The sequence below is a fragment of the Clostridium sp. LXY-7 genome (assembly GCF_056172015.1).
Genome location: NZ_JBLLJL010000005.1, coordinates 243,449 through 255,913 on the forward strand (window position 1 = coordinate 243,449; position 12,465 = coordinate 255,913).

Consider the following 12,465-nt stretch of genomic DNA (forward strand, 5'->3'; position numbering starts at 1 on the left):
CTCCTACTTATTATTGATTAATTTAACTAATTTTTTAGCTGCTGCTATAGCAAAGTTTTTATCATTCAAATCATAATCTAGCTCTATAATTTCTACTGAATCTTTGTTTATATTATTTCTCAAAGTATCAAATAATACTTTATCTTCCTCAGGTCCATAGAAAGGTTGACCTTCTACATCCAGCATAGAAACTCCCTTTAATGGCAACATTAGTGCAGTTGGTCCCTTTGCCATGTTTAACTTTTCTGATATTATTTTGCCTATTTTTTCATTTTCTTCTGTAGTAGTTCTCATAAGTGTTACTGTTGGGTTATGCTTATAAAAAGTTCTACCTTGAAACTCTTTTGGAACAGTATCCATTGGACCAAAGTTAACCATATCTAAAGCTCCAGTAGATACAACCTGTGGTATCTTATACCTACCTGCGGCTTCTAGCCTGTTAGGTCCCCCATTTAATACTCCTCCAACCAATTCATCGCACCATTCTGTTGTAGTTAAATCTAAGACCCCTTCAAAAAATCCTGCTTCAATTAGATTCTCCATAGTTTTTCCACCTGTACCAGTGGCATGGAATACTAAAACCTCATATCCCTGTTTCTCTAAATACTCTCTTGCCTCATTTACACATGGTGTGGTTACACCAAACATAGTTGCTGCTATCAGTGGCTTCTTATCTATGTTTTCTTGAGCTTCAAACTTTACCATACCTGCAATAGCAAAGGCAGCATTTGTGAATATCTTCGTTGAAATAGTATTTAACCCAGAAACATCAACAACAGATGGAAACATGATTATGTCACTTGTGCCTACGTACTGTGAGGTATTTCCTGACGCCACTGTAGATACCATTATTTTAGGTACACCTATAGGTAGTGCTCTCATAGCAGGAGTTACAATTGATGTACCTCCACTTCCTCCAAAAGAGATAATTCCATCAAATTTTCCCTCTTCATAAAGTTTGGGAATCAATTTTTTCATTCCTTCTGCCAATATTTCTGTAGCCAATGCTCTATCCTTTTTAGCTGCAATCTGATTTATATCTTCCCCTACCGCTGCTGCTACTTCATCATTAGATACATCTGGCTCAAACATAGGTTGAAACACACCTGAGTGTATTGTAAATGTATTTAAACCCAAAGACTCAATTATATTCTTTACATAAGAGAACTCCGCACCCTTGGAATCAAAGGTTCCTACAATTGCTATGGTTTTCATTAAACTAACCTCCTCATAAATACTTTTTTTCTAAATCCCATATAAGTATAAACAGTATTATTTTCTTAAGAAAATAATACTGTTTATTATGCTTAATGTAAATGTATTCATGTATCTAATATATGTCTATTTGTATTTTTGCTTATATTCACGAGGAGAACTTCCTGTTTGTCTTTTAAAAGCCTTACTAAAATGAGAATAATCATTGTATCCAACCATATTTGCAATTTCAAACAACTGTAAATCTTCTCTCTTTATTATGTCTATAGCCTTATTTATTCGATATTTAGTGAGATATTCTGGAAATGTACACCCTACCTCTTTATTGAAAAGATTACTTAAATGAGTTCTAGAAACATGCGCTATTTTAGCTAAATCTGTAAAGGCTATTTCATTCATGTAATTTTTTGATATATACTCCTTTATAAATCCTACATAATCATGCTGTTTTTGTACATTATCCAATGTTTTATTTAACAATTCATCCTGCTCAAAATCTCCTACTACTTTAAACTCCCTGGTTGTTTTCGTAATAATCTCCTCAGAGGGTATTCTTTCAAAGGATGAACCCCCTAAATATCCCATTGCCTCGGTGTTATCATATATGTATTTTACATCCAAAGGAGTGTTTATTGGACCGCCATAAATCATTTTTATTATATTGGGATTTATTTCACTACTTATGCTAAAAATTTCCCTTGCCATAGTAGCTGCTCCTTCTAATGATAATGTATTCTTAGCTCCTAATACACCACCCTTAGTAAGTCCTAAATGTGCACAAATAACATCTGCTCCAGCAGTTGCCATTTGTAGAGCTTGCTCTTTATTAAATACAAAGGCTATAGAAAATAAGTTTTTCTTATTTGCTATTCTTATAGCCTCAACCTCTCTATCGAAGGAAATATTCTCTTCTTCTAATGCTTCACGAAATAAACCATCAATCATTCCTACTGTTGGATAATTGTTTATACCAGCGAAGCCATTTTGATGAATTAGATCAATATATTTCTCTAAATTTATTGTAGGATCTGTTGCACATAATCCAAAAATTACTGGAACATCTTTTACAGCAGGTATAATTTCTTTAGCTCCAAACTGCATAACAAGTTGATTGCAATTTGTAAAGGGCAATAAACCTGCAAGAGAACTCAGACCCATCTGCCTAAAACGACCTGAATTTAATGCTAAAATCAAATCAGCACCACCCTTGACAGCGTATTTTGCTGAAATACCAGCTCCAGCTGCAACTCCCATAATATGTCCATTTAGTTTTATTTGCATTTTTAGCTTATTAATTATTTGCTCTCGCTGAAAAATCATCCAAACACACCCTTTACAATAATTTATTAACTAAAAATATATTTTTATATACTATTGCATAATGAAAAAAGTCCAAAAACATCACCAGCTCTTTATCTGTAAATATATTTTAGCACAAACAGCAATTTAAAAATACTGAACTATATTTCTTAACATTTAGTCCACCTTTTAAAAATTAACTAACCAATCTACCTATCTATTTTTCTTCATATATTTTACTTTAACCAAAATTCCATTAAATCACTGCACATATTATTATAAATTTAATTCTTTATTCAGTATAAAAGCTTTATGTTTATGGAAAACTAGTTATCAAATTGAGTATACATGGAGGTATTAATATGAATTTAAAAGATAGTAAAACTAAAACAAATTTAATGAAGGCTTTTGCTGGAGAAAGCCAAGCTAGAAATAGATATAATATAGGTGCTTCAATAGCTAAAAAAGAAGGACTTTACATAGTTGAATCAGTTTTCAACTATACTGCAGATCAAGAAAAAACTCATGCAAAATATTTTTATAATAAATTAAAAGAATTTGCCGGAGATACTATAGAAATCTCTGGTGGATACCCTGTAGACAACTATTCAAATACCATTCAATGTTTAAAGGCGGCTCACCACAATGAATATGAGGAATGGGATGTAGTATATAAGGATTTTGGTAAAATTGCCGAAGAAGAAGGCTTTTTACCTATATCTAAGCTATTTTATAATATAGCTTCTGTTGAAAAGATTCATGGTGATAGGTTCGAAAGATTCTACAAGGATTTAGAGGAAGGCTCTCTATTTAAAAAAGATCAAGATGAACAATGGATGTGCACAAATTGTGGATTCATCTATGAAGGAAAAGAAGCTCCTCAAGTTTGCCCTGTATGTGAACATCCTCAGGGATACTTTATTATATTTGCTCGTTCACTATTTGAATAAAATACAACTTCAAATCAATATAGGGTATGTTTTAAATGAATACTTATTTAAAACATACCCTATTGATTTTTGCAAAGTCTATTTATTATTTAATTCGGCGTAGGACAATATATTTCTGCAGAAAAATATAATTACTGCTGAAATAGCTATATTCCAAATAAATGTACCTAAAAGTCCCCCTACTATAGGTGATAGTATTGTTATTACACTTCCTAAGAAGAAGCCTAAAATAACTCCTGGTATACATAGAACTATCATAATTATAAAATATAAAAACATAATTATAATTTTATTTCCAAGGGACCCTAAAACTCTCTCTGTTAAAATATTTCCTGCCATAAACAACAATCCAAAGCCTATTCTAGCTATAACACAAACAATAAACTCCTCTATGGATGCATTTAATATGATACTTATAGGAATATATAACACCAATGCTTCAACACATATTTTAAGCATATTTTCTCTGCATAGCATAATCAGTTTTTTGAAAGGTTCTACAGGTATCATATACACATAAGGTAATGTAAGTTCTCGTATCCATCTTCCCATGGCTACACTAAAAATTTGCATATATATGCTAAATATGAAAACTGGTACTATTCCTTGATTTCTCATAAAAAATGCAAAACCTATATTCATAAGGATAAATAGTATTGAATTAAAATCTAAAATAAATAATCTTGCACGTCTATTTTCTAACATGTGTTTATAAAAGAAAACCCCTGCTCCAAGGCCTTTTCCTATGCCAGTTTTACCCACCTTTATATTACCAGGTATTGCATCTGCAATTTTCCCTTGTTTTCTAGCAGTTATAGCACTAAATGATACCTCAGTCACCTTTAAAACATCCTCATAGAAATCTGAGTGACTTTTTATTATAGCAAAAATTATAACAAAAATGTATGTTGCAGTTACTCCAAGACCAATAAGTACATTCATATAATTTGATGTTAAAGCTCCTATAGCCGCACTCTTAATCCATCCACAAACAGGTATAAACTCCAATAAGTTTGAATTAGCTGCTTTCACAACGGCTCCTAGTACATCCTGCTGACTTTTAATCACTGGTATTCCAATATAAACAACCACTATAGCACATATTCCAATTATAATTCCCTTAATTACTTTTTTTGCTCTCTCATTGCCACTATAAAAAGAGTAAATAGCCATGGCTGTAAGCTGAGAACAAAATACCACTAAACAATATCCTAAAAGAATTATTAGTAATTCTACAATAGAAATATTATATGAATTATTTAACCATGCATATTGAAAAAGCAAGAAAAATCCTACCATAAGTGAAGTACCCATCTGCTTTATAAGTCCATAAATAAGTATCTTATTAGAAGATATTGGGGTTGAAAATAAAAGATTTACATCCGCCATGGAATAAAAGGTTGCTCCAGATGAAAACCCTTTCATGGTTCCTAATACAAATAAAAGTGAATATAGAGCTAAAATCATTGCATATAATTCTGAAATATCTCTTACTTTCTCAGCTCCTGTACCACTATCTAATGTGCTAGAGAATATAACTAGCCCAAGCATAGCAACAAAGAAAAGTAGAGCAATTAACTTTGCAGGATGGCTTTTTAGCTCCTTAAAATAGTTTTTTATAGTAGTTAAAAATAAATACCTTAACCCCTTCATTATTTATTGCCCTTCCTCTCTGTGATATCAAAGAAAAGCTGTTCAAGAGATTTTTCTTCTCCCTCATCTTCTTTATTATATTTTGTTGCTGCAAAAGTTCCATCTACCATAATGTGAGCAACATCCCAATAGTCCTCTACACTATCTATCATATGCGTACTTATAAGTATAGACGCACCCTGTTCTTTTAATTCCGAAAACATCTTTTTAAGCTCTTTAATAGCATGAGGGTCGAGACCTACCATTGGCTCATCAAAAATAATTACCTTTGGTTTGTGCAAAATTGCACAACAAATACTAAGCTTTTGCTGCATACCTTTTGAAAGTTCCTTCCCCAGTTTGTCCTTTTTATCCCAAAGTTCAAAACGTTCTAAAAGAGATTTAGCATACTCCTTCCAGTCTGTTAGCTCATAAGCTCTTCCTATAAACTCCAAATGTTCCTCCACTGTCATCAAATCATATACAGCAGGCATTTCAGGAATATAGCCTAGAATTTTTTTCGCTTCAATAGATTTATTATGATGTCCACAAATATCAATATTTCCCTGAAATCTTAATAGCCCTGAAATACATTTTATAATTGTGGATTTTCCTGCTCCATTAGGCCCTAGAAGCACCGCTATTTCACTATCTTTTACATTAAAACTTATATCATTATTTGCAATTACTTTACCATAACGCTTTGTTACATTACACACATTAAACATATACTCACCATCCCTTGTACATCTTATTTATTCTACATATTTTAGACATTATATATTAATTATATATTATAAATTCAGATATTTTACTTACTTTATAAATTCTTTATATTTATATAAAGCTTTGTTTTAAATGATTGTTAATTTTAGAGCTATATTAAAACAAAGCCTTATATAAAAAACATTCCCTGGCCAAATCGAAAGACCCGGGAATGTTTTCATTATAGTTATTTTTGAATATGCCTTATATTAAAGACAATTGCCATTATCAATATAATTACTTCTAATTAATCCATAATAATATACATCGCTGTATTCATTATCAATACAAGCAAAATTCCTAAGGACTCCTTCTACATCAAATCCTATTTTTTTTAATACATTACTTGATGATTCATTACCTTCTATTACCAGTGCACCTATTTTTTCAATATCTTCTTTTTCAAATAAATGTTCAACTAAAGCTTTTACTATTTCAGTAGCATAACCATTATTCCAATATTGGGATAACAATTTATATTCTACTAAAGCTAATTTTTTTACTCTATCAATGGACCTAGTTCCTGCTTCTCCAATGTACTCTTCAGAATGTTTTAAAAATAGTCCATGAAAGTCATACTTATTTTTAGCATAATTCTTTAATACTGTAGTAAGATGAGTTTTCGATTCTGCTATGTCATCTGTAGCCATTTTATTAGAGAATCTCCATACTAATGCATCCGATTTAAGATTTTGTATATTGCTTAAATCATTCATGCAATACTTCTTAAATATAATTCTTTCAGTTTCTATTTGGATAGTCATTTTACTCCCTCCACCATTTTGCACTATATATTCAAAATAAAATTATAACCTTCTATTATTAATCTTTATTATTTTTCCAATATAAAGATATACTTTTACTTACAATTTTCCTAGTTCCCATAATATTATCGTTTCATATGCTAATGGGATTTCACATCCTATAATCTCACTCATAAATTAACCGCCCCCTTAACATTAACTCCTATATATGTTGTATAATTTACTCTATATTGAATATATAAAAAAAATTCATATTTTTACAATATTACACTCCATTATACAACATACTTCATATAATTCATATAACATAATGTAAATATTTCTGCAATATATTTTTTTATATTATAGAATATAAAAATCTCGTTAAAAATACTTAATTTATGCTTTTCTAAAGCCTTTTTTTGTCATTAGAGTTTTTAAAGCATACTACTTTTTCATCGATGATAAGTTCTAAATCCGTAATACCTAATTTCTCATCTTTAATAAATCTTAATTCTCCGTTAACCTGTGTTGATAAAAATTTACTATCACCTTTTTTAAAAAATTCTATAGGCAACTGATTGTTAAATTCAACAAAAAGTTTTTCCTCTTCTCTGCTGACCCTCAATGCTAGCCCTTTTTCTGATATATATTCTCCTGTATAACTCTCCATTTTAATATCTTCTACTTCATTATCAAATTCATTTTTTATGTCTTTGGTTGCCCATCCATAGATATGCTTAATATTATCTTTCAATTCTTCTGTTAATCCGTCTGAGTTTGAATTAATCATGAGTACAAAACCTTCTCCCCCATCTTTAGAAAAAAACATGTCACTTAAAAATCCAAAATTATGTCCCCCATGACCAAACAAAATATTAGGCTCATCTCCTTGGGTATCAAGGCCTAATCCATAAGGTACCTCTGTTGACATTTTAAACATATCTTCTAAAGATTCTAGTTTCAATATTCCATTATCTTTACCCTTTAAAATAAGTTGTAGCTCTATTCCAAACTTAGCTAAATCTGAAGGTGTTGTCCATAATCCTGCAGCCGCTAGTTCTGGATATATGTGATACCCTGCTTCAATCTCATCTCCAGTATATCCATACCCCCAAGCTATTTTCCTTGCATTTTCTTTTGATATAGGTTGTTGAAAACTACTATTATTCATCTCTAAAGGATCAAGTACAAGCTCTCTCATAATATCATCAAAAGGTCTTTTAAAAGTATCCAACATCACCTGTTGTAATATGGTATATCCACCTCCTGAATATCTAAATTGAACCTCTGGAGGTATATTTACTCTTATAGGATCTGAATTCGCAGGATACTCTCCATTTAATATTTGTAGCAGAGTTGGAATTTCATCATTGACATTATAGCCATCAAAACCGTGTACAGTAACTCCAGCTGTATGACTTAAAAGTTGTCTTAAGGTTATTCTAGGTTTCCAGCTCTCATTAGCCGGAACCTTCCACGAAATAAGATATTTGTTTATGTCCTCATCTAAATCAAAAATTCCACCTTCAACCAACTTCATCATAGCCACCGCAAAAATTGATTTACTTATAGACGCTGCCTGAAATAGCGTATTTTCATCTATACTCTCCTTGCCATCTCTTTTTTTAGTACCAAAAGTCTTTACACACTGAACTTTGTAGTCCTTTATAAAGGCTATACTCACTGCCGGTGTTCTATAATATTTCATTCTTTTTAATATACTTTCTTTACTTAACCCTCTATTTTCATATTGAGTTTCATACAATATTTCTTCTCCAAAGTGACTTAATTTTTCTATACTCATAAATATCCTCCCAATTAAATTACTCTTTTATAGATTAGGCCTATACTACTAAATATATTTTTTACCCACTGAAAAAGGCCGTAAGAAAAGTGCTTTCTTACAACCTAGAAAATCAACACTAATAGAAATCATAAATAATTTCACATAGATATAATGTATTCTTAATATTAAGTACATCTATATAAAACACTTAGAATTCTAATAATTATATTAGTACTGCAAGCTACCTTTAATTGCTAACTCTATAAAAGAGTACAATAAATAAACCTATTTAAGGCTTAAAAAACAAACTCTCTTTTATAAATTCTATTAATCTTAAAATTAATATTAGCAATTAGCTGGTGTCATAACTTACTCCTCCTTGTGTTTCAATATAATATTATTATAACTTCAATATAATCTTTTGTAAATATATGTTATAAATATAATAAATCCTTTAACTTATTGTACTAAGTTTTGTCCACCATTTTTAATCTTCATTTGATAATTTATTAATTTTTATTATACAACAAAAACTGTTGACATACCTTGTATATCAACAGTTTTGTTACCTATAAAATAGGTTTTTGGATGTTATTCAAGTTCTTCAAGTAATTTTTGCAATTCGCTTGCTTGTAATGCACATTCTTCTGCAAATTCATAGAAAGCTTCAGATACTTTTTTATTATCTATTTGATCAGCATATCTTTGAAAATCACGAGTATTTTCCTGAGCAGCTAATAATTTAGACACAACTTTATCACGAGTACTCATTTCCATAGATAATCACCTCCAATTATAACTAGTATGTGATTATCTACTAAACTTTATTTATTATTTATTTTTATTTTTGGATTTGTTTTAAATATAGTGTTGATAATGAACTATATATTATTACTCACAGCTTTGCATAAGTTCACCCATCCGGGTACAGGCAACTAGAGATTCCTTTGCTATACAGGAATCTAAGTTTGCACTTAAACCGTTTCGAAAGCTTGATTTACTAAGGCTCTATTCAAGTAAAAAGCTAAAAATATAGCGCTCCATCATATTCGATATGAGCGCATTATCCATAATTCTTATTATATTATCTCTGGATTAAGTTTTAACTCTTCATAGCTACAAAGTCCTTGTGTTAAAGCATCAGCTCTTAATACTAAATATAGTTCTACATTTGTTGCATTTTCGTAAGGCATAACAAACCATGTACCTATAAATAGTGCAAGCATTCCTAATAGATACCATCCGATAAAGGATAAATCTAATACAAAGATATCAAATTTATGTCCCATAGTCATGTTATTGCTTAGTTCTACAGCTCTATTATACCCTATCTCAGGATTATCAGCTAATATATACGGTACCATTCTATAAGCATAACCTTTTATAATTCCAGGTATAATTAATAATAATGTCCATAAAAATGTTAATACACTTCTATAAAGCATAGCTTTAATTATATTAATATATCTCCCTTTTTTAAATCCAAATCCAAGGTAGTTCATATCTACATCATTCTCTGCTGCACGTATAAAATATTTTCTACCCCCAACTTCTAAGATGTATCCTAGAAATAACCTAATTAATATTATAATTAGTACAACAGTTATAATAATACTAAAGAAAAATGCATAGTCAAAGTAATTAAAATAATCATTAGAGACTCTATATCTAATTAGGTTAGAATTACCTCCACTACTTCCTCTCCCACTCTCTCCACCAACAAACATAATAACCAAGCTTATTAAAAAAGCACTCCAATAGCAGTTTCTTAGCACTGCCTTAGCTCTTGTCTTTAACTGTTCTCTTGTCCACATAAATATTTCCTCCCTTTAAATTTTAAAGCTTTTTTAAAGTGATTATGTGTTTAGTACATTTCCATTCTCAATATCATATACACTTGATCCTTGCAGTGTTACATTATCTCTTGTTTGTTTATTGATATAGTGCGGTTAATGAATTTCATATTGAAACATAGCTTAAGTCTAGAATCTTATAGGTTTATCAGGCGCTGCATATTCTTTTGTTGAAATTGGTAATCCTTTTTTCTCTAATCTATACTCTATAATTCCTCTGATTATAGAATATATAACTGCAAAGGTTGGTACCCCTAATATCATTCCTACAAATCCAAAAAGTCCGTTTCCTATAAGTATTGCAAACATTACCCAAAATGCAGATAATCCAGTAGAATTTCCAAGAATTTTAGGGCCAAGAATATTCCCATCAAATTGCTGCAAAATAAATATAAATAATATAAACCATAATGCCTTTATTGGACTTACTATTAGAATTATTAGTACACTAGGTATAGCCCCTATAAAAGGCCCAAATACTGGTACTATATTGGTTATGCCTATGATAAAGCTCACTAAAAGCGTATATGGCATTTTAAATATATTCATACCCACAAAACAAATAATTGCTATTATAAATGAATCTAGTAACTTACCACTAATAAATCCCATGAAAGTTTTATTACTTGATTTGGTAAGCTCTATCATATAATTTACTGGTCCTTCAGGTAAAATAGCAAAGAGAACCTTCTTTACTTGAGCAAAGAACATCTCTTTACTTGCCAATAAATATATAGAAATGATTATCCCTATAAATATATTCAATATATAAGATGTCATACTTGCAGAAAATACAAAAACATTTACTACTGCTGTTCCTGCAAAATTAACTATATAATTCATGATGTCATTAAAATAATCTTGTATTCCACTAACTATACTTTCCTCTAAATTTAATGCTACGACAAGCTCATTAGCGTATTTTTCTAATGATTTAATATAGCTTGGTACATTTTCAATAAGGGTGGATATACTACGTACTAATTCTGGAATTAATATTGAAAATATAACCCCAATTACAATTATAGCTAAAGTATAGGTTATAGTAATTGCTATAAATCTCTTTAGCTTAGGTTTATTCTTCTTATCCATAACTTTCAGTAATTTGTTTTCTATAAGTTCCATAGGAATTGATAATATATACGCTATAGCAAATCCATATATAAATGGCATTATTAAATTTATAACTACTCCAACACCATTAAATATTGATTTTATATTTTGTATAATAAAAAATATTATAATCCCTGCAGCCACTACTATAACATTAGATAGTGTTTTTTTCTTTGAAGTTAAATCCAAATTTAATTTCATTCTCATCCTCCTAACCCTTTACTTTATTATATTATCATATACTCCTTCCAAAAACTCTATTTAACACATAAATAGTATAAATCCTTTAATTTGAACTTCCTTTTAAAATAAATAATTCTTAGATTTAAATGAAATTAGATTTGACTAATTAAAATTTTTACCGTGATATAAGTCACAGATAATAAAATTTATGGAACTATAATTTAATATATAGAGATGCTTAAATATAAATAATATTGAGGATTTATATTTCCTATAATTATTTTAGGACTCAAAAGCATTTTATTTTTAGGAGGATTTATAATGGAAAAACAAAGAGTAAGCTATAAAAAATTATACTACGGATTCCCAATTTTTTTTGTAAGCTTTTATGATGAAAATGGAGTTCCAAATGTAACTACCCTTTCATCATCCTATACCTTAATGGACATGGTTTCCTTAGGCTTTGGTAGCAAGGGCTATGCAATAAATCAAATTAAGAAAGTAAAAGATTTTGTTATGAATATACCTGATAGAACTCTTATGAAAGAAATAGATTTCTGCGGTTTTTCTTCTGGTCACACCTGTAAAAAATTCGAATTTACTAATCTAACTCCAGTTAAGTCTGATATTGTTAATGCCCCTATGATAAAAGAGTGCGGTATTTCAATTGAATGCACTTTAACTGATGTAATAGAAAATGAACAATACTATGGAATAACTAATATCTTAGCTAAAATTAAAGGAAGATGTGTTGCAACAGAACTTTTAAATGAAAATGGTTATTTAGATTACCCTTCCCTTGACCCTGTACTTTATGTAGGCGATGATGCTTTCCGTGTATACAGATACACAGAGAAAATCCGTGCTCATAATGCAAAATCCTTTCTTTAATTAACCATAATATCATCCATATTGTTCAATGA

11 protein-coding genes are annotated in these 12,465 nt (G+C 30.0%); 2 read left to right on the forward strand and 9 right to left on the reverse strand.

Features of this window, described 5'->3' with window-relative positions; translation table 11 throughout:
- Nucleotides 1-3: 3 nt before the first annotated feature.
- Together ACI48Q_RS17480 and ACI48Q_RS17485 are read right to left on the reverse strand one after the other, a co-directional pair.
- Nucleotides 4-1,215, reverse strand: a complete 1,212-nt coding sequence (locus ACI48Q_RS17480) for a Tm-1-like ATP-binding domain-containing protein (protein WP_474920398.1) — start codon at nucleotides 1,213-1,215, stop codon at nucleotides 4-6.
- Nucleotides 1,216-1,341: 126 nt separating this feature from the next.
- A complete protein-coding gene (locus ACI48Q_RS17485) occupies nucleotides 1,342-2,535 on the reverse strand; it encodes a phosphoenolpyruvate hydrolase family protein (RefSeq protein ID WP_474920399.1) in 1,194 nt (397 codons plus the stop codon).
- Nucleotides 2,536-2,876: 341 nt separating this feature from the next.
- On the opposite strand from ACI48Q_RS17485, the gene rbr reads away from it, so the two are divergent.
- Entirely contained in the window at nucleotides 2,877-3,464 is a 588-nt protein-coding gene (rbr, locus tag ACI48Q_RS17490; RefSeq protein WP_474920400.1) for a rubrerythrin, read from the forward strand.
- Between the two features lie 78 nt (nucleotides 3,465-3,542).
- Here the strand turns inward: rbr and ACI48Q_RS17495 are convergent, their stop codons facing one another.
- The 7 genes from ACI48Q_RS17495 to ACI48Q_RS17525 form a co-directional block, all read right to left on the reverse strand.
- The gene (locus tag ACI48Q_RS17495) at nucleotides 3,543-5,117 is read right to left on the reverse strand and encodes a putative ABC exporter domain-containing protein (RefSeq protein WP_474920401.1); all 1,575 of its coding nucleotides are present in this window, start codon (nucleotides 5,115-5,117) and stop codon (nucleotides 3,543-3,545) included.
- Nucleotides 5,117-5,824: an ABC transporter ATP-binding protein gene (locus ACI48Q_RS17500; RefSeq protein ID WP_474920402.1), complete on the reverse strand. Its 708-nt coding sequence runs from the start codon at nucleotides 5,822-5,824 to the stop codon at nucleotides 5,117-5,119. The genes ACI48Q_RS17495 and ACI48Q_RS17500 overlap by 1 nt, the downstream gene beginning before the upstream one ends.
- Before the next feature lie 246 nt (nucleotides 5,825-6,070).
- Complete coding sequence (locus ACI48Q_RS17505) at nucleotides 6,071-6,625, reverse strand: GNAT family N-acetyltransferase (protein ID WP_474920404.1); 555 nt, start codon at nucleotides 6,623-6,625, stop codon at nucleotides 6,071-6,073.
- 388 nt (nucleotides 6,626-7,013) lie between these two features.
- Complete coding sequence (locus ACI48Q_RS17510) at nucleotides 7,014-8,411, reverse strand: serine hydrolase domain-containing protein (RefSeq protein ID WP_474920405.1); 1,398 nt, start codon at nucleotides 8,409-8,411, stop codon at nucleotides 7,014-7,016.
- 573 nt (nucleotides 8,412-8,984) lie between these two features.
- Nucleotides 8,985-9,170 (reverse strand): hypothetical protein, encoded by a 186-nt coding sequence (locus tag ACI48Q_RS17515; protein WP_474920406.1) that lies wholly within the window; start codon nucleotides 9,168-9,170, stop codon nucleotides 8,985-8,987.
- A gap of 302 nt (nucleotides 9,171-9,472) precedes the next feature.
- Complete coding sequence (locus ACI48Q_RS17520; protein WP_474920407.1) at nucleotides 9,473-10,207, reverse strand: DUF975 family protein; 735 nt, start codon at nucleotides 10,205-10,207, stop codon at nucleotides 9,473-9,475.
- A 168-nt stretch (nucleotides 10,208-10,375) separates the two neighbouring features.
- Nucleotides 10,376-11,560: an AI-2E family transporter gene (locus ACI48Q_RS17525; RefSeq protein ID WP_474920408.1), complete on the reverse strand. Its 1,185-nt coding sequence runs from the start codon at nucleotides 11,558-11,560 to the stop codon at nucleotides 10,376-10,378.
- Between the two features lie 303 nt (nucleotides 11,561-11,863).
- Here ACI48Q_RS17525 and ACI48Q_RS17530 point away from each other — a divergent pair, with 303 nt between their 5' ends.
- Nucleotides 11,864-12,433 (forward strand): flavin reductase family protein, encoded by a 570-nt coding sequence (locus ACI48Q_RS17530; RefSeq protein WP_474920409.1) that lies wholly within the window; start codon nucleotides 11,864-11,866, stop codon nucleotides 12,431-12,433.
- Nucleotides 12,434-12,465: the final 32 nt, after the last annotated feature.

Coding starts and splice junctions, on each gene's coding strand:
- ACI48Q_RS17480 (WP_474920398.1), bottom strand. CDS start 1,215: ATGAAAACCATAGCAATTGTAGGAACCTTTGATTCCAAGGGTGCGGAG.
- ACI48Q_RS17485 (WP_474920399.1), bottom strand. CDS start 2,535: ATGATTTTTCAGCGAGAGCAAATAATTAATAAGCTAAAAATGCAAATA.
- rbr (WP_474920400.1), top strand. CDS start 2,877: ATGAATTTAAAAGATAGTAAAACTAAAACAAATTTAATGAAGGCTTTT.
- ACI48Q_RS17495 (WP_474920401.1), bottom strand. CDS start 5,117: ATGAAGGGGTTAAGGTATTTATTTTTAACTACTATAAAAAACTATTTT.
- ACI48Q_RS17500 (WP_474920402.1), bottom strand. CDS start 5,824: ATGTTTAATGTGTGTAATGTAACAAAGCGTTATGGTAAAGTAATTGCA.
- ACI48Q_RS17505 (WP_474920404.1), bottom strand. CDS start 6,625: ATGACTATCCAAATAGAAACTGAAAGAATTATATTTAAGAAGTATTGC.
- ACI48Q_RS17510 (WP_474920405.1), bottom strand. CDS start 8,411: ATGAGTATAGAAAAATTAAGTCACTTTGGAGAAGAAATATTGTATGAA.
- ACI48Q_RS17515 (WP_474920406.1), bottom strand. CDS start 9,170: ATGGAAATGAGTACTCGTGATAAAGTTGTGTCTAAATTATTAGCTGCT.
- ACI48Q_RS17520 (WP_474920407.1), bottom strand. CDS start 10,207: ATGTGGACAAGAGAACAGTTAAAGACAAGAGCTAAGGCAGTGCTAAGA.
- ACI48Q_RS17525 (WP_474920408.1), bottom strand. CDS start 11,560: ATGAAATTAAATTTGGATTTAACTTCAAAGAAAAAAACACTATCTAAT.
- ACI48Q_RS17530 (WP_474920409.1), top strand. CDS start 11,864: ATGGAAAAACAAAGAGTAAGCTATAAAAAATTATACTACGGATTCCCA.